At 65.1% G+C, this 16,917-nt stretch carries 18 protein-coding genes; 10 read left to right on the top strand and 8 right to left on the bottom strand.

From position 1 onward, the window contains the following. The first annotated feature begins 60 nt into the window (after window positions 1-60). Window positions 61-804, top strand: a complete 744-nt coding sequence (locus tag K414_RS0115520; RefSeq protein ID WP_027496769.1) for a polyprenol monophosphomannose synthase — start codon at window positions 61-63, stop codon at window positions 802-804. Between the two features lie 32 nt (window positions 805-836). On the opposite strand, the gene K414_RS0115515 is transcribed toward K414_RS0115520, so the two are convergent. Further along, window positions 837-1,511: a lysophospholipid acyltransferase family protein gene (locus K414_RS0115515; protein ID WP_027496768.1), complete on the bottom strand. Its 675-nt coding sequence runs from the start codon at window positions 1,509-1,511 to the stop codon at window positions 837-839. 53 nt (window positions 1,512-1,564) lie between these two features. Between K414_RS0115515 and K414_RS0115510 the strand changes: the two genes are divergently transcribed. After that, a complete protein-coding gene (locus K414_RS0115510) occupies window positions 1,565-2,137 on the top strand; it encodes a TetR/AcrR family transcriptional regulator (protein ID WP_027496767.1) in 573 nt (190 codons plus the stop codon). Here K414_RS0115510 and K414_RS0115505 read toward each other — a convergent pair. The 4 genes from K414_RS0115505 to K414_RS0115490 form a co-directional block, all read right to left on the bottom strand. Next, window positions 2,118-3,527, bottom strand: coding sequence for a pitrilysin family protein (locus tag K414_RS0115505; protein ID WP_196250467.1), 1,410 nt, complete (start codon window positions 3,525-3,527; stop codon window positions 2,118-2,120). The two genes, K414_RS0115510 and K414_RS0115505, sit on opposite strands and share 20 nt — an antisense overlap. Next, window positions 3,472-5,733, bottom strand: a complete 2,262-nt coding sequence (locus K414_RS0115500; protein WP_027496765.1) for a polyribonucleotide nucleotidyltransferase — start codon at window positions 5,731-5,733, stop codon at window positions 3,472-3,474. Before K414_RS0115500 ends, K414_RS0115505 begins: the two co-directional genes overlap by 56 nt. 393 nt (window positions 5,734-6,126) lie before the next feature. Beyond that, window positions 6,127-6,396 (bottom strand): 30S ribosomal protein S15, encoded by a 270-nt coding sequence (gene rpsO / locus K414_RS0115495; RefSeq protein WP_027496764.1) that lies wholly within the window; start codon window positions 6,394-6,396, stop codon window positions 6,127-6,129. Window positions 6,397-6,532: 136 nt separating this feature from the next. Further along, window positions 6,533-7,501, bottom strand: coding sequence for a bifunctional riboflavin kinase/FAD synthetase (locus K414_RS0115490; RefSeq protein WP_027496763.1), 969 nt, complete (start codon window positions 7,499-7,501; stop codon window positions 6,533-6,535). 235 nt (window positions 7,502-7,736) lie between these two features. On the opposite strand from K414_RS0115490, the gene K414_RS0115485 reads away from it, so the two are divergent. Genes K414_RS0115485 through K414_RS0115470 form a run of 4 tightly spaced genes read left to right on the top strand, consistent with a single transcriptional unit; the run spans window position 7,737 to window position 10,991 of the window. Then, entirely contained in the window at window positions 7,737-8,567 is an 831-nt protein-coding gene (locus K414_RS0115485; RefSeq protein ID WP_139278453.1) for a metal ABC transporter substrate-binding protein, read from the top strand. Then, the gene (locus tag K414_RS0115480; RefSeq protein ID WP_051365128.1) at window positions 8,564-9,361 is read left to right on the top strand and encodes a metal ABC transporter ATP-binding protein; all 798 of its coding nucleotides are present in this window, start codon (window positions 8,564-8,566) and stop codon (window positions 9,359-9,361) included. The genes K414_RS0115485 and K414_RS0115480 overlap by 4 nt, the downstream gene beginning before the upstream one ends. A 3-nt stretch (window positions 9,362-9,364) precedes the next feature. Beyond that, window positions 9,365-10,237, top strand: a complete 873-nt coding sequence (locus K414_RS0115475) for a metal ABC transporter permease (protein ID WP_027496760.1) — start codon at window positions 9,365-9,367, stop codon at window positions 10,235-10,237. A gap of 19 nt (window positions 10,238-10,256) precedes the next feature. Then, entirely contained in the window at window positions 10,257-10,991 is a 735-nt protein-coding gene (locus tag K414_RS0115470; protein WP_094622522.1) for a metal-dependent transcriptional regulator, read from the top strand. Between the two features lie 43 nt (window positions 10,992-11,034). On the opposite strand, the gene truB is transcribed toward K414_RS0115470, so the two are convergent. Genes truB through K414_RS0115455 form a run of 3 tightly spaced genes read right to left on the bottom strand, consistent with a single transcriptional unit; the run spans window position 11,035 to window position 13,588 of the window. Then, window positions 11,035-11,967, bottom strand: a complete 933-nt coding sequence (gene truB, locus K414_RS0115465; protein ID WP_027496758.1) for a tRNA pseudouridine(55) synthase TruB — start codon at window positions 11,965-11,967, stop codon at window positions 11,035-11,037. Window positions 11,968-12,002: 35 nt separating this feature from the next. After that, window positions 12,003-12,668 carry a 4'-phosphopantetheinyl transferase Npt gene (gene npt / locus K414_RS0115460; protein ID WP_027496757.1) on the bottom strand — a complete coding sequence of 222 codons (666 nt, stop codon included), beginning with the start codon at window positions 12,666-12,668 and terminating at the stop codon, window positions 12,003-12,005. After that, window positions 12,665-13,588 (bottom strand): metallophosphoesterase, encoded by a 924-nt coding sequence (locus K414_RS0115455; protein ID WP_027496756.1) that lies wholly within the window; start codon window positions 13,586-13,588, stop codon window positions 12,665-12,667. The genes npt and K414_RS0115455 overlap by 4 nt, the downstream gene beginning before the upstream one ends. Window positions 13,589-13,820: 232 nt before the next feature. Between K414_RS0115455 and K414_RS0115450 the strand changes: the two genes are divergently transcribed. From K414_RS0115450 to K414_RS0115435, 4 genes are all read left to right on the top strand, one after another. After that, window positions 13,821-14,219, top strand: a complete 399-nt coding sequence (locus K414_RS0115450; protein ID WP_027496755.1) for a TOBE domain-containing protein — start codon at window positions 13,821-13,823, stop codon at window positions 14,217-14,219. Between the two features lie 66 nt (window positions 14,220-14,285). Continuing rightward, window positions 14,286-15,017, top strand: a complete 732-nt coding sequence (modA, locus tag K414_RS0115445; RefSeq protein ID WP_161631831.1) for a molybdate ABC transporter substrate-binding protein — start codon at window positions 14,286-14,288, stop codon at window positions 15,015-15,017. Next, window positions 15,014-15,823, top strand: a complete 810-nt coding sequence (locus K414_RS0115440) for an ABC transporter permease (protein ID WP_027496753.1) — start codon at window positions 15,014-15,016, stop codon at window positions 15,821-15,823. Before modA ends, K414_RS0115440 begins: the two co-directional genes overlap by 4 nt. Further along, window positions 15,820-16,914, top strand: coding sequence for an ATP-binding cassette domain-containing protein (locus K414_RS0115435; protein ID WP_027496752.1), 1,095 nt, complete (start codon window positions 15,820-15,822; stop codon window positions 16,912-16,914). The genes K414_RS0115440 and K414_RS0115435 overlap by 4 nt, the downstream gene beginning before the upstream one ends. Window positions 16,915-16,917: the final 3 nt, after the last annotated feature.

Here is a 16,917-nt window from a genome sequence, read left to right as displayed (position 1 = left end):
CGACGCGGCCGATCGTGTCCGAAATTTTGATCGGAACACGGAATCACGGATCATACGGTGGTGAGTACGGAACGAGTCGCCCCGAAGACCACCGTCGTTGTACCGACGTACAACGAACGCGAGAACCTCCCCAAGCTGGTCGAACTGCTGGCCGGGCTGAAGGTCGAGGGGCTCGGTGTTCTCGTGGTCGACGACAATTCCCCCGACGGAACCGGTGACATCGCCGACAAACTCGCCATCGACGGTCCCCTCGAGGTCTCCGTTCTGCACCGCACCGAGAAGAACGGTCTGGGCCGCGCATACGTGGCCGGCATGACACGGGCCCTCGACGAGGGAGCCGACATCGTGATCCAGATGGACGCCGATCTGTCGCACCCCACCGAGGTGATTCCGGCGATGATCGACAAGCTGCAGAGCACCGACGCCGCGGTCGTGCTGGGTTCGCGCTACGTCCCCGGCGGTTCGGTCGCGGCGGACTGGCCGTGGCACCGCAAGGCGCTGTCGGCGTGGGCCAACTTCTACGTGAACACGATTCTTCGTCTCGGAGTCAAGGACGCCACCGCCGGCTTCAAGGCATGGCATGCCCGCACGCTCCGTACGATCGACGTCGCGTCGGTGGAGAGCAACGGGTACGCGTTCCAGGTCGAGATGAACTACCGCACCGTCAAACACGGGCTCACTCTCGCCGAGGTACCGATCACGTTCGAGGAGCGCAGCGAAGGCGAGTCGAAGATGAGCCTGTCGGTCCAGCTCGAATCAGCCTTGGTGCCCTGGAAGTTGTTGCGGAACAAGAAGAAGCTCTGAGCACACCTCATCTCGACATCGGCCCACGGTGCTCATGACGCCGCCTTGACATCGGCGGCGTACAGATCGACGTACTCCTGACCCGACAGGTCCGCCAACGATGCCATGACCTGATCCGTGACAGCACGGATGATGACCCGATTGGATTGTCCCCCGGCATATCTGGAGAAGTCCATCGGTTCGCCGACGACCAGTCGCACCTTTGCCGGTCTCCACATCCGCGAACCCACCGGATTGAACCCGAGCGTTCCGTGGACGACCACCGGCACGACGGGAGCACCGGTCTCGATCGCGACCCGCGCCATACCGGTTTTACCCTTGTACAGTCTGCCGTCGGGTGACCGAGTGCCTTCCGGATAGACAGCCCAGATGTCCCCCTGTCGCAGAACACTTTTCGCGGCTTCGAGCGCCGGCTCCGAGGCGGCGGAGCCGCGTCGATCGACCGGGACTTGGCCCGTCGCGGAATAGAACCACCGGAGCGCGGCCCCCTTGACACCTCTACCGGTGAAGTACTCGCTTTTCGCGATGAACGTGACCCGACGTCGAACCAGAAGAACGAGAAAGAAAGAATCGACGACGGTCAGGTGATTTCCGGCGATGATGACCGGACCGGAGGTCGGAAGATTGTCCAGGCCGACCACCGACGGACGGCCGAGAACTCGGAGAATCGGTCCGATGAGCACGTATTTGAACAACAGGTACCACATGGTTCGACCCCTTCGGCTGGACAACGTCGACGCCGAGAGTAGACAATGTCTACGTGGCGGACAACCTCAGGACCCGATTGGTGGACGCAGGCGTGCGATTGCTCGACCGTGACGGGCAGGACGGGCTGACGATCAGAGCGGTGACCCGAGAGGCGGGAGTGTCGCACGGTGCCCCGCGGCGATACTTCCCGACGCTGAACGCTCTGGCCGCAGCCGTGGCCAGGGTCGGGCTCGTCGATCTCGGTGAACGAGCGACATCGGCGGCTCGGCAGTCGAATTCACCCCTGACTGCTCTCGACGCAATTGCCGAGGCCTACGTGCAGTTCGCGGTGGAGCGACCGGCGATGTTCGCGCTGATGTTTCGGCACGACCTGCTGGAGGGTTCCGGCGAGAAGCTCTCCGACACCTCACGCCCGCTGTTCGATACGTTGATCGAGACGGTCGGTGCGGTTGTTCCGGAGAATCCACAGTTCGTAGCCCTGCGACTGTGGACCTCCGCGCACGGGATCGCGGCGCTGCACTCCACGCGGGCGCTCGACCCCATAGGCGGCACGCCGATGGTGACATCCCTGATCCGCCGCGCAGTGCGCGACGCGATCAGGAACGTCAGCGAATCAGAGACTTGACCGACGCGGGCAATTGCCGGACCGACTTGTACGGCCCCACCACGGCGGCACCGAAGGGCCGATCGAGCAACACCGCCGCGACCTCACGCACCTCGTCGTTGCCGACACTGTCGATACGCGCCAGGGTGTCGGTGATGTCTCGGTGATTGCCGTAGTTCAGTTCGCTGCGACCGATACGGTTCATCCGAGAACCCGAATCTTCCAGTCCCAGCACCAATCCACCGCGCAACGACCCCTTGGCGCGAGCGCACTCGGCATCGGTGATGCCCTCGGCCGCAACCTTGGCGAGCACCTCGCGAATCACCGTGGTGACCTCGCCCAGGTTCTCCGGCTGGCATCCCGCGTACACCGAGAACGCCCCGCTGTCGGCAAACGTATCCACCGAGGAGTACACCGAGTAAGCCAGTCCGCGCTCTTCCCTGATCTCCTGGAACAGGCGAGAACTGAGCCCACCGCCGACAGCAGAATTCAGTACCGACAATGCCCAGCGGTGTCCTTCGTGACGTCCGAACGCCCGTACGCCCAGGCACAGATGCGCCTGTTCGCTGTCCCGGGTGGTCAGGCTCAGCGTCGGATTCTGGCGCAATCGCGCTGTGCCGCTACGCTTTTCGGCCGGCCTCAGGCCCTTTTCCAGATGACCCGCGAAGGCGCGACGTACCAAGGACACAATCTGCTTGTGATCGACGTTGCCTGCGACGGCGACGACCATCCGTTGCGGCGTATAGCGGCGAACATGGAACGAATGCAGTTGGGAACGGGTCATCGATTCGATGGATTCGACAGATCCGATGATCGGACGCCCGATCGGGTGATCACCGAACATCGCTTCCAGGAAAGCATCTCCCAGGAGATCCTCGGGATCGTCGTCGCGCATGGAGATCTCTTCGAGGACCACCTGACGCTCGACGTCCACATCTGCCGATCTACACCGACCACGAAGCACCACATCGCTGACGAGATCGATCGCGAGCGCGACGTCCTCGTCGAGCACGTGCGCGTAGAAGCACGTGCTCTCCTTGGAAGTGAATGCGTTCAGCTCTCCCCCGACACCGTCCATCACCTGGGCGATCTCGAGCGCACTACGCGTCGGCGTCGACTTGAACAGCAGATGTTCGAGGAAGTGCGCGGCACCGGCGACGCTGGGTTGCTCGTCGCGCGAGCCGACGCCGACCCACACACCGACCGATGCCGAGCGAACGCCGGGAACGAACTCGGTGACGACCCGAAGGCCGCCGGGCAGAGTCGTGCGTCGAACGCCCGTGTCGGTGCCGCTGGTCTCTGGAACGGCCGAACGGTACGTCCCGAGGGGACGTACCGTTCGGCTCGCTTGCTTCTTACTCAGCGCTGACCTCGGCGGGTGCCTCGGGAGCGTCGGCGGGAGCAGCTGCATTGTCGTCTTCGACGGGAACGAGGCTGATCTTGCCGCGGTTGTCGATATCGGCGATCTCGACGCGCAACTTCGACCCGACGCTCACGACGTCCTCGACCTTGTTGATGCGCTTGCCGTTACCGAGCTTCGAGATGTGCACCAGTCCGTCGCGGCCCGGGAGCAGCGAGACGAATGCACCGAAAGCCGTTGTCTTGACGACGGTTCCGAGGAATCGCTCGCCGACCTTCGGCAGCTGCGGGTTGGCGATGGCGTTGATCATGTCGATCGCGGCCTGTGCGGACGGGCCGTCCGCTGCACCGACGTAGACAGTGCCGTCATCTTCGATCGAGATGTTGGCACCGGTCTGCTCGGTGATGGAGTTGATCATCTTGCCCTTGGGCCCGATGACCTCGCCGATCTTGTCGACCGGCACCTTGATCGCGGTGACGCGAGGTGCGTACGGGCTCATCTCGTCCGGGGTGTCGATGGCCTCGGCCATGACCTCGAGGATCGTCGTGCGAGCATCCTTCGCCTGTGACAGCGCGCCGGCGAGCACCTTGGAGGGAATGCCGTCGAGCTTGGTGTCGAGCTGCAGGGCGGTGACGAAGTCCTTGGTTCCGGCGACCTTGAAGTCCATGTCGCCGAACGCGTCCTCGGCACCGAGGATGTCCGTGAGGGCGACGTAGCGAGTCTCGCCGTCGACCTCGTCGGACACGAGGCCCATCGCGATACCGGCAACCGGGGCACGCAGCGGCACACCGGCATTGAGCAGCGACAGAGTCGATGCGCAGACCGAGCCCATCGAGGTCGAGCCGTTGGAGCTCAATGCCTCGGAGACCTGGCGGATGGCGTACGGGAACTCTGCCTGGCTGGGCAGAACCGGCAGCAGAGCGCGCTCGGCGAGTGCGCCGTGACCGATCTCGCGACGCTTCGGCGAACCGACGCGGCCGGTCTCACCGGTGGAGTACGGCGGGAAGTTGTAATGGTGCATGTAGCGCTTGGACGTCTCGGGCCCGAGCGAGTCGACCTGCTGCGCCATCTTGACCATGTCGAGGGTGGTGACGCCCAGGATCTGGGTCTCGCCGCGCTCGAACAGAGCCGATCCGTGGGTACGCGGGATGATCGCGACCTCGGCGGACAACGACCGGATGTCGGTGATGCCGCGGCCGTCGATGCGGAAGTGATCGGTGAGGATGCGCTGGCGAACCGACTTCTTGGTCAGTGCGCGGAACGCGGCACCGATCTCCTTCTCGCGGCCGGCGAAGCTGTCTCCGACCGAGGTGAGGACCTGAGCCTTGACCTCGTCGAGCTTGTTCTCGCGCTCGGCCTTGCCGGCAATGGTCAGTGCCTCGTTGAGCGGGATCTTCGCGGCGTTCTCGACGGCTTCGAAGACGTCGCTCTGGTACGCCGGGAAGACCGGGTAGTCGCCGGTCGGCTTGGCGGCCTTGGACGCGAGCTCCTGCTGTGCGGTGCACAGGGCTGCGATGAAGGGCTTCGAGGCCTCGAGGCCCTCGGCGACAACTGCCTCGTTGGGTGCGGTAGCGCCGCCCTCGATGAGCTCGATGACGTTCTCGGTGGCCTCGGCCTCGACCATCATGATCGCGACGTCGGCGTCGGCACCGGAGCCGGAGACGATGCGGCCGGCGACGACCATGTTGAACACGGCCTTCTCGAGCTGCTCGTTGGTCGGGAACGCAACCCACTGCTTGTCGATCAGCGCGACGCGAACGCCGCCGATCGGACCGGAGAACGGCAGGCCGGCGATCTGGGTCGATGCCGACGCGGCGTTGATCGCGACGACGTCGTACAGATCGGCCGGGTTGAGGCTCATGACCGTGATGACGACCTGGATCTCGTTGCGCAGTCCGTCGACGAACGTCGGACGCAGCGGCCGGTCGATCAGGCGGCAGGTGAGGATGGCGTCGGTGGACGGACGGCCCTCGCGGCGGAAGAACGATCCGGGGATACGGCCCGCGGCGTACATGCGCTCTTCGACGTCGACCGTCAGCGGGAAGAAATCGAATCCCTCACGGGGGTGCTTGCCTGCCGTCGTTGCCGACAGCAGCATGGTGTCCTCGTCGAGGTACGCGGCGACTGCGCCTGCGGCCTGCTGTGCGAGGCGACCCGTCTCGAAGCGGATGCTCCGCTTACCGAAAGAGCCGTTGTCGATGATCGCTGTTGCTTCGTAGACGCCTTCTTCGGCGTCCAATGTTGTGGTGTCCGACATGTGTTCTGTTCTCGTCCTCTCGTCTTTGCCGTGCCCGCGTGGACACACCACCAGCCCTCCTGGCTGTGGCGGCATACCTGTGCCGTCCATCTCCGAGAGTTCGTCTCGGGACGCGGCTGCGCGGAGGCGGCCATCGATCGAAGCCCTCCGGATCTCGTATCCGAAAAGCCACTACCGAAGACCGACACCACGGCGTGACAGGCATACACGGCGGTGTGCGGATACCGTGTATCCGCTGGTCGTGCTGACTATCCTGATGTTGCGGTACAAACACAGAAAGCCAACGAGGAACAGTCTAAGCACTGCCTCGTTGGCTACTGCACTATTGCTGCGAGTCGGGTGTACACCGGCGCGTCGAACCATGCATCGGCAACATCCTCGCGTCGATCGAAATTATCGACGCAGACCCAGACGCTCGATGAGCGAACGGTAGCGAGTGACGTCTACCTTCGCGATGTACTTGAGCAGACGACGACGACGTCCGACCAGCAGCAACAGGCCGCGGCGGGAGTGGTGATCGTGCTTGTGCATCTTGAGGTGCTCGGTCAAGTCGACGATGCGCTTGGTGAGCATTGCAACCTGCGCCTCGGGCGAACCCGTGTCGGTGGGGTGCAAGCCGTACTCGCCGAGAACGGCCTTCTTCTGTTCGGTGGTCAATGCCACTGGTACTACTCCTGATCAATGACGTCCGCGTGAAAGGAAGCAACGGGCCCCGCCGTGGACGATGCATGATCATCCGGGCGGTATCGAAGCCGGTGCAGCCGCCGCGGACCGCAGCGAACACCGAGGAGTCAGCCTATCAGGCTGCGCTGGCGGCCAGGATCGAGCGGGCCCGGTCGGCGTCCCGGCCCATCTCCTCCACGAGAGCTTCCATGGAATCGAACTTCTCCATTCCGCGCAGTCGCTCGACGAAGTCGACGGCCACGTGCTGCCCGTAGAGGTCTCCCTCGCCGTCGAGCACGAACGCCTCGACGGTCCTGGTGCGTCCCGAGAACGTGGGATTCGTGCCCACCGACACCGCCGCCGGGTGCCGCTCCCCCGGAGTGACCGTCCCCATGATCGGACCCGGACCGAGCACGGTGAACCAGGCGGCGTAGACCCCGTCCGCCGGTATGGCCGAGTACATCGGCGGAGCGACATTGGCTGTGGGATAGCCCATTTGACGGCCGCGTCCGTCGCCGTGCACGACGACACCCTCGACGCGATGCGGGCGGCCGAGCGCTGCAGCTGCTGCCGCGACGTCCCCGGCGTCCACGCACGACCTGATGTAGGTGGACGAGAACGTGACGGCATGCTCGGCCAACAGGTTGACTCCGTCGACTGCGAAGCCGGACCGTTCGCCGATCTTGCGCAGCATGGGGACCGTCCCGAGCGCCTTCTTCCCGTAGGTGAAGTTCTCGCCGACGACCACTTCTGCAACGTGCAGGCGTTCGATGAGGATCTCGTGCACGTATCGCTCGGGGGTGAGTTTCATCAGTTCGGGCGTGAACGGCATGACGCAGAACACGTCGATGCCCAGTTCCTCGGCCAGTTCGGCACGCCGGGTCAACGTCGTCAACTGCGCGGGGTGACTACCCGGACGGACCACTTCCATCGGGTGGGGGTCGAACGTCATGAGCACACTGGGTACGCCGCGTTCCCGAGCTGCGGCCACTGCTCTACCGATCAACTGCGCATGTCCGCGGTGAACGCCGTCGAACACACCGATCGTGAGCACACATCGGCCCCAGTCGGCAGGTACATCGTCGAGACCTCGCCATCTCTGCACACCGCGAAGCCTACGGCCCGGCGGCCGCTCGGTCATCCTCGGACAGGCGTGTCGCGTGCGGCAGGTATGGACAAAAGGGTGTCCCCACGGTAAATATTTCGGGGTGCCTAACTTATTTCTTCGATCTCGCGGATCTCGCGTGGGTCGAATCGTTGCGAGCTGGGCCGTGGCGGGACTGCTGGTAGCGACGTCGAGCGGATGCGCTCGCGCGGTCGGCGACGACGAGCCGACGTCGATGGACGACGGCAGACCGTTGGTGCTGACGACGTTCACGGTGCTGGCCGACATGGCCGCGAACGTTGCAGGCGACCATCTCCGTGTGGAGTCGATCACCAAGGCCGGAGCCGAGATTCACGGGTACGAGCCCACACCCGGCGACCTACGCACTGCCGAAAGCGCCGATCTGATCCTGGACAACGGTCTGGGACTCGAGGCGTGGTTCGAAAAGTTCGTCGAGCGGGTGCCCGCACCGCACGCGGTCGTCAGCGCACACGTGGAACCCGTCTACATCCGCGACGACGCGTATGCGGGCAAGGCCAATCCACATGCCTGGATGTCGCCGGTCGTGGCGGAGACCTACATCACCAACATCGCCGACGCGTTCGTGGCGCTCGACGCTGTCCATGCCGAGGAATACCGCGCCAACGCCGCCGCGTACATCACCGAGCTGCGGTCGGTCGGCGACGAACTGGAATCCGATCTGGCCCAACTTCCGGCGCAGCAACGTGCTCTGGTGACGTGTGAGGGCGCGTTCGGCTATCTGGCCCGCGACTTCGACCTGCAAGAGGCGTATCTGTGGCCGGTCAATGCCGAACAGGAAGGGACACCCAAACAAGTGGTCCGCACCATCGATTTCGTACGTGACAACGACGTGCCTGCCGTCTTCTGCGAGTCGACCGTCTCGGACAAGGCTCAGCTCCAGGTCGCCGACGACACGGGTGCCCGCTTCGGCGGAAAGCTGTACGTCGACTCCCTCAGCGCCGCCGACGGACCCGTGCCCACCTACCTCGATCTGCTGCGTTACGACGCGCGGCTGATCGCCGACGCGTTGGTGGGCACGCGATGACCCGGCACATCTCGGGTGCGAACCGGGACGGTGCCGCGCTGACCGTCGACGCCGTCGACGTTCGGTACCGAGACGTCGTGGCGCTGGTCGGCGCGAGCCTGACCCTCGCACCCGGACGCGTCTGCGGCCTGGTCGGAATGAACGGATCGGGTAAGTCGACGCTGTTCAAGGCCATCATGGGCGTCGTCAAGACCGATGCCGGTTCGATCACGGTCTTCGGTGGCGACCCCGCCCGGGCCCGCAAAGCCGGGACGGTCAGCTACGTGCCCCAAGCCGAATCGGTCGACTGGACCTTCCCCATCAGCGTCCGGGACGTGGTGATGATGGGTCGTTACGGCAAACAGAACTTTCTCCGAACACCTCGAGCGGCAGACAGAGCTGCGGTGGACGCGGCCCTGAGACGAGTCGATCTCACCGAGCTCGCCGATCGACAGATCGGGCAACTCTCCGGCGGACAACGCAAACGGGCATTCGTGGCCCGCGCCATCGCTCAGGAAGCGTCGCTGCTGCTGCTCGACGAGCCGTTCGCAGGAGTGGACAAGAAGACCGAGGCGACGATCACGCGACTCCTCCGAGAACTGGCCGCTCAGGGTGCGTCCGTCCTCGTGTCCACCCACGATCTGCACGCCCTTCCGGAACTGTGCGACGAGGCGATCCTGCTGCAGCAGCGGGTCCTGATGCACGGCAGTCCAGCCGAGGTGTTGCGCCCGGAGAACCTGGCACTGGCCTTCGGCATGGACCCGTCGAGGATCGACGAACTGGGCGCGAGCTCTCCAACTTCGGAAGTGAGCTGAACCGTGTACCTGATCGACTTCGTCGTCAATCCTCTCGAATACACCTTCATGCAGCGTGCGCTGTTGGTGACCGTCACCGCCTCGATCGTCTGCGCAGTGTTGAGCTGCTGGCTCGTACTCATCGGCTGGTCACTGATGGGGGACGCCGTATCGCACGCGGTACTCCCCGGCGTCGCCCTGTCCTATCTGCTGGGTGCGCCGTTCGCCATCGGCGCGCTGCTGTTCGCACTCATCGCGGTCGGTGCCATCGGGGTGGTTCGCAACACCACCATCGTCAAGGAGGACGCCGCGATCGGCGTCGTGTTCACCACGTTGTTCGCCCTCGGCGTCGTCCTGATCTCCAAGTTTCCGAGCCAGATCGACCTCAACCACATCTTGTTCGGAAACCTGCTCGGGGTGTCGCAGTCGGACATGATCCAGGTGTTCGTGCTCGGCGGGCTGGCGTTGGCCGTGATGGTGATCAAGCGTCGCGATTTCACTCTGTTCGCCTTCGACCGCACGCAGGCTCGCGCGGTCGGTATCAATCCGAGCGTGATCTCGGCCGCGATGTTGACGCTGCTCGCGCTGACGACCGTCGTGGCGCTACAGGCCGTCGGCGTCATCCTGGTCGTCGCCATGCTGATCACACCCGGCGCAACCGCATACCTACTCACCCACAGCTTCGGCCGCATGCTGATGATTGCCCCCGCCATCTCGGTGGGCTGCGCCCTGGTCGGTATCTACGCCAGTTTCTATCTCGACGTCTCCTCGGGTGGCAGCGTGGTGCTGGCCCAAGGCCTGGTGTTCGTGCTGGCCTACCTGTTCAGCCCGGCGCAGGGCATCGTCACGCGCGCTCTGCGCCGCCGAGGACAGGTGACGGTGGCTCCGGCCGGGTGAGATGTCTTTTTCCATTGGATTGCCTAAGCTCGGCGACGTGGCGCAACGAAAAGACGATCCAGCTCCGGCCGACGAGGGCGTACAGCTGTCCGCAGTTGCGCAGGACTACCTCAAGGTCATCTGGACGGCCAGCGAATGGAGTGAAGACTCCGTCAGCACCAAGATGCTCTCCGAACGAATCGGCGTATCCGCATCCACGGTGTCCGAGGCGATTCGCAAACTCGCCGATCAGGGCATGGTGGACCACGCCCGGTACGGTGCCATCTCACTCACCGAGAAGGGCCGACTGGCGGCCATCGGCATGGTCCGTCGACATCGCCTCATCGAGACCTACCTCGTTCGCGAACTCGGGTACGGCTGGGACGAGGTCCACGACGAGGCAGAAATCCTCGAACATGCGGTATCCGATCTGATGATGGATCGGATAGACGCCAAACTCGGCCACCCCGAACGAGATCCACACGGGGACCCGATTCCGTCGGCCAACGGATCCATCGACACGCCGTCCGCAACCAGACTGAGCGAGTACCTCGACGGTCAGTCGGGACGAGTGGCTCGTATCTCCGATTCGGACCCCGCAATGCTCCGGTACTTCGATTCGGTCGGCATCGAGCTCGATCTACCGATCACCGTGGTCGAACGACGCGACTACGCCGGCACGGTGGCGATCGAACTCGCCCGACGCGGCAGCACGGAGTCCATCGATCTCGGTCACCGCGCCGCCGAAGCGATCTGGATGGTTCCGGCCACCTGAGCGGTGCAGTCCCCTCGGTCGCAGGGCCGACTCGAACGGGAAATCAGTACCCGCGCAGTGTTGCCGGCCGCACCACCATCACCGAGCTCGCCCGCTTGCCCTTTTCCTGCAGCAACGCGATGGTGTGCCCGGTGGGATCGACAGCCGCGTAGACCCCCTCGATTCCGACGGGATCGAGCCAGCGTCCCTGGCTGAGCGACTCCGCTTCGGCGGCATCGATCTGTCGGTGCGGAAATGCGGTGCGCGCGGCCTCGTCTATATCGAGGCCCACAGCGGGATTCTCGGCCAATTCCTCGAGCGTCACGGCGTGGTCGAGCGTGAACGGCCCGACCCTGGTTCTGCGCAGAACCGTCAGGTGGCCGCCGACGCCCAGTGCTGCGCCGAGATCCCGTGCGAGCGCGCGCACGTACGTCCCCGACGTGCAGTCCACCTCGACATCGAGGTCGACGAACCGGCCATCGGAATCGACGACATCGCGGCGAGCCGTCACGTCGAAGCGAGTGACAGTGACCTTGCGAGCGGCGAGGGTGAACTCCTCACCGGCGCGCGAGAGCTTGTGTGCCCGCTGACCGTCGACCTTGATGGCACTGACACTGGCCGGAACCTGCTCGATGTCACCGGTGAGTGCGGCAACCCCGGCCGCGATGTCCGAATCCGAGACATTCGTGGCCGGGACGTCGGCGAGCACCTCACCCTCGGCGTCATCGGTCGTCGTACTGCGCCCCAGTCGCACAGTGGCGGTGTACGACTTGGTCGTCAGCGTCAGCAATCCGAGCATCTTGGTCGCCCGCTCGACGCCCAGAACCAGCACCCCGGTCGCCATGGGGTCCAACGTCCCCGCATGACCGACCTTTCTGGTCTGCAACAACTTTCGGCACGACGCGACGACATCGTGACTGGTGACGCCCGGCCCCTTGTCGACCACCAACACACCGGCACCGACGAGACCGGACGAGATCTTTCCGCGAGCACTCACGAGAGTGCATTGTGCCAGGCGCGACGAGCCGGTCGTCACATCACCGAGATCGCCGTCATCACCAAACCGTCGGACACCATCCATCGACCGTCGAAAGCCGTCAGCGGAGGTCCGGACACGGTGTCGCCCGGGACCAGCAGTTCGGATCGAAACGTTCCCGAGATGTCGTCACCGGTGCCGGTGCGCTCGAACGTGATGTGCGCGTCCTCGAACCCCAGCCAGCGACCGGTCAGCGGCTCCCAGGCCTTGTACGTCGCCTCCTTGGCGCAGAACAACACTCGATCCCAGTGGACGTCTTCTCGGCCCGCGGTCGAGAGCCACTCGCGCTCGGCTTCGAGGCTGACCGCGTCGAGCACACCGTCGGGAAGAGGTCCGTGTGGCTCGGCATCGATTCCCACCGAGCGAACCTGCATGGCGTAGCCCAGAACGGCACCGCGGTAGCCGTCGCAATGCGTCAACGACCCCACCACTCCCTTCGGCCACTGCGGTGCGCCGGAGGTGCCGCGCATGATCGGCGCGGGCTCCACACCGAGCTTCTGCATCGCCACACGCGCGCAGTGTCGAGCCGAGGTGAACTCACGCTTGCGCTTGTCCACCGCCTTGGCGACCAACGGCGCTTCGAGTGGGTGCGGCATCAAACCCGGTGGATCGGTGAACAATTCGGCCGAGACGACCCCGTTGGGGAGAATCGATTCGATCACTGGCCTGCCCTCATCTTCTCGACCTCTGCCTCCATCTCGGGCGTCACGGTGAAGTGCCCGCCCCATTTGTTCAACGTGCCCGGCGGATACTCGGGAACCGGAAGAATTTGGCGCAGAACGTTGTTCGGCAGTCCACGGCGCTGCCATTCGCGCGGGTAACCCACCGAGACCTCCTCGAAGCGGACGCCGTCGTAGTAGGTGGTCCGCGGGATGTGCAGGTGACCGTACACCGAGCAGATCGCGTTGTACCTGGTGTGCCAGTCGGCCGTCAGCGTCGACCCGCACCACAGGGCGAACTCCGGGTAGAACAACACCTCGGTCGGCTGACGCACCATCGGAAAGTGGTTGATCAGCACGGTGGGAACCGTGGTGTCCAGCGCGTCGAGGCGCTCGCGGGTGGCGTCGATACGGGCATGGCACCAGGCATCGCGCGTCGCATACGGCTGAGAGGACAGCAGGAACTCGTCGGTGGCGACGACGTTCTTCTCGCGCGCGATCGCCAGCCCGTGCTCCTTGTCCCGCGCACCCTGCGGGAGAAACGTGTAGTCGTAGAGCAGGAACATCGGCACTATCGTCGCGGGTCCACCTTCGCCTTCCCAGAGCAGGTAGGGATCCTCGGGAGTGACGACGTCGATCTCGCGGCAGAGATTGACCAGGTACTCGTACCGAGCCGCTCCGTGGATCTGAACGGGGTCCTTCACCGTCGTCCACAACTCGTGATTGCCCGGAACCCAGATCACTTTCGCGAAGCGGCTGCGCAGCAGCTCGAGCGCCCATTTGATGTCGTCGGTCTTCTCCGAGACGTCTCCGGCGACGATCAGCCAATCCTCGGGTGACTCGGGATGAATGTCCTCGGTGACAGGTCGATTGCCTCGATGTCCGACATGAATGTCGCTCACTGCCCATAACTTGGCTGCCACTGATGATCCCTTCCGATGCACTCGGCCGCCGACGTCGAATCGCCACAACCGCCCGAGAACGTACCAACCTCCAATACTCCCCGGAGATTCCGCAGCGGTGCACGCGGGGTGAACCGCTGCGGTTCGTCGGACGGCTCCGAAAGGAGGGTCCACGCACCAACGACCGCAGATTCGGGTATATGGTGCCATCTATGACGCTTTTGCGGATAGGTGCAGGAAACGGCATCGTGCGATGACGGCACCGCCGATACGGGTACGCGACGCCGCCGCACTGCTCGGAGTCAGCGACGACACCGTCCGCCGGTGGATGGACAGCGGGACCCTGCCCTCCCGCGACGACGAGACGGGCCGCAAGGTCGTCGACGCGCGCGCTCTCGCGCAGTACGCCCGCGAGCACGCCGCTCCCCCGCCCGAGGTGGCATCGGGCGGTAGCTCTGCCCGGAACCGACTCGTGGGGCTGGTCACCGAGGTGGTCTCCGACGCGGTCATGAGCGAGGTCCGCATGCAGTGTGGGCCGTTCACCATCGTGTCCCTGATGAGTACCCGGTCGGTCCAGGAATTGGGGCTCGAACCGGGCTCCATCACCGTCGCGGTCGTCAAGGCCACGACCGTCATTGTCGAAACCCCCTAGGACCGAAGGACGATGTCAGTGAAGAACATTCGAGCGGTTCACGGTGCTCTGGTCGCGGTCGCCCTGATGCTTGCAGGGTGCGCGGCAGACCCCGCTGCCGAGGACGCTCCGCAGGACGGGGGTTCGAGCACGCTGACCGTGTTCGCGGCGGCATCACTGCGCTCGACGTTCACCGCCCTCGGCACCCGCTTCGAGCAGGAACATCCCGGCACTACAGTCGATTTCAGCTTTGCGGGCTCCTCCGATCTGGCCGCGCAACTGGTCAACGGTGCACCTGCCGACGTGTTCGCCTCTGCCGATACCAAGAACATGAGCACGATCGTCGATGCCGGCCTCGTCGCCGGCGACCCGGTCGATTTCGCCTCCAACACCCTCACCATCGTCACTGCCCCGGGTAACCCCAAGGCCGTCCGGTCGTTCGCCGATCTGGCGAAACCCGATGTGCTGACGGTGATCTGCGCGCCGCAGGTGCCGTGCGGCGCGGCCACGGCAGCCGTCGAGAACGCCACTGGAACCGACATCCCGGCAGTCAGCGAGGAGTCGTCCGTCACCGACGTTCTGGGCAAGGTCACCTCCGGTCAGGCCGACGCCGGACTGGTGTACGTCACCGATGCAACGGGGGCCGCAGACGCCGTCACCGCCGTGCCTTTCCCGGAATCGAGCGGGGCGGTCAACACCTATCCGATCGCAGCATTGAGCGGATCCGACAACGTGGACACGGCCCGCGCCTTCACCGACTTCGTCGCCGGACCGATCGGCCGTGAAGTGCTGACGCAGGCCGGTTTCGCGGCACCGTGACCGGGCACGCCGCGGGCACAGGTCCGACCGTCGGCGTACCCGGATGGATATTCGTCCCTGCCGCTGCCGGAGCGCTTCTCGTCGTCGCGCCGTTGGCCGCGATGTTCACCCGAATCGACTGGACGAACTTCTTCGGGCTCATCACGTCCGAGTCCGCAGTAGCCGCACTGCTGTTGAGTCTGAAGACGGCCTCGGCGAGCACGGTGTTGTGTGTGCTCCTGGGTGTGCCGATGGCAACGGTCCTCGCCCGCAGTTCGTTTCGCGGTCTGTCGACGCTGCGTTCCCTCGTCGTCCTCCCACTGGTGCTCCCCCCGGTGGTCGGCGGTATCGCCTTGCTCTACACGTTCGGTCGCCAGGGGCTACTGGGCGAACATCTCGATGCCTTCGGAATCCGGATCGCGTTCACCTCGACGGCCGTGGTGCTCGCCCAGGCCTTCGTATCGTTGCCCTTCCTGGTGGTCAGCGTCGAGGGCGCGCTGCGCACTGCCGGTGACCGATACGACGTGGTGGCCGCAACCTTGGGCGCTCCCCCTACGACGGTCCTGCGCCGCGTCACCCTCCCCTTGATCCTGCCCGGGTTGACGTCCGGAATCGTTCTCGCGTTCGCGCGCGCACTGGGAGAGTTCGGCGCGACGCTGACGTTCGCCGGTTCTCTCGAGGGAGTGACCAGAACCCTGCCCCTCGAAATCTATCTGCAACGCGAGTCCGACCCCGACGCGGCGATAGCCCTGTCGCTCGTCCTCGTCGTCGTCGCGGCAGTGGTGGTCCTGGCCGCTCGCGGTACTCGAACGACGGGAACACCATGAGTTCGCTACACCTGCGCGCCACCGTCGCGGCCCGGGGCGTCGATCTCGAGCTGGATGTCGCCGAGGGTGAAACAACGGCGATCCTGGGACCGAACGGCGCAGGTAAATCCACACTGCTGCAGCTCGTCGCGGGCCTGGCGCCACCCGACGACGGCATCGTCCACCTGGGCGAGGACGTTCTGACCGACACGACCGCAAGGACGGCCGTTCCGGTGCACGCCCGCGGCATCGCGACTCTGGCACAGGAGACACTGCTGTTTCCTCACATGACCGCACGGACGAACGTCGCATTCGCACCACGTAGTTCCGGCGCCGACCGGAGGACGGCCGGGGCAGTGGCCGATCGATGGCTCGACGCAGTCGGAGCCTCTCACCTGGCCGAGCGCCGCCCGGCACAGCTGTCCGGGGGCCAAGCTCAGCGGGTTGCCATCGCCCGCGCACTCGCCGCCGATCCCCGACTCCTCCTGCTCGACGAACCGCTCGCCGCGCTCGACGTCGACACGGCCCCGGCCATCCGAAGACTGCTGCGCACCGTACTCCGAGAGAACGGTCGTACGGCACTGATCGTCACCCACGATCTGCTCGACGTCGTCGCACTCGCCGATAGCGTTGCCGTCGTCGACGGTGGACGCGTCGTCGAACGCGGTTCGGTCGCCGACGTTCTCACCGCCCCGCGAAGCGAGTTCGGTGCTCGCATGGCCGGGGTCAATCTGATCTCGGGCCACGCACTCACCGTCGGCGACACCACCGCGCTGCGCACGCCGTGGGACACCGTCGTGCACGGCTCGGGGCAACACGGTTCGGGGACGCCGGTGGTCGCAGTCTTCTCCCCCGCTGCGGTTTCGGTACACCTCACCGCGCCGCACGCCAGCCCGCGCAACGTCTTCGAAGTAGTCATCGAGGAGATGGAAGTGCAGGGCTCGGGCATCCGCGTCCGAGCTCGTCCGCACCCCGACGGCACACCGGGTATCGCGGCAGACATCACCGCCGCCGCGGTATCGGAGCTGGGCCTCGAACCCGGCCGACGGGTGTTCTTCGTCGTCAAGAGCCGCGAGGTGGTGCTGCATCCGGCCCTGGTGTCACGGCGGTGATGC

This window comes from Rhodococcus sp. JG-3, from assembly GCF_000482405.1.
Taxonomy (GTDB): Bacteria; Actinomycetota; Actinomycetes; order Mycobacteriales; family Mycobacteriaceae; genus Rhodococcoides; species Rhodococcoides fascians.
Note: the sequence above shows the minus strand (reverse complement) of the source record. Positions and strands in the feature narration are given on the sequence as shown.

Excerpts from the sequence above, each read along its gene's own strand:
- K414_RS0115505 (WP_196250467.1), bottom strand. The coding sequence starts at position 3,527 with ATGCAGCTGCTCCCGCCGACGCTCCCGAGGCACCCGCCGAGGTCAGCG.
- K414_RS0115500 (WP_027496765.1), bottom strand. The coding sequence starts at position 5,733 with ATGTCGGACACCACAACATTGGACGCCGAAGAAGGCGTCTACGAAGCA.
- K414_RS0115515 (WP_027496768.1), bottom strand. The coding sequence starts at position 1,511 with ATGTGGTACCTGTTGTTCAAATACGTGCTCATCGGACCGATTCTCCGA.
- modA (WP_161631831.1), top strand. The coding sequence starts at position 14,286 with ATGCTTGCAGGGTGCGCGGCAGACCCCGCTGCCGAGGACGCTCCGCAG.
- K414_RS0115480 (WP_051365128.1), top strand. The coding sequence starts at position 8,564 with ATGACCCGGCACATCTCGGGTGCGAACCGGGACGGTGCCGCGCTGACC.
- K414_RS0115435 (WP_027496752.1), top strand. The coding sequence starts at position 15,820 with ATGAGTTCGCTACACCTGCGCGCCACCGTCGCGGCCCGGGGCGTCGAT.
- K414_RS0115450 (WP_027496755.1), top strand. The coding sequence starts at position 13,821 with ATGACGGCACCGCCGATACGGGTACGCGACGCCGCCGCACTGCTCGGA.
- K414_RS0115485 (WP_139278453.1), top strand. The coding sequence starts at position 7,737 with ATGGACGACGGCAGACCGTTGGTGCTGACGACGTTCACGGTGCTGGCC.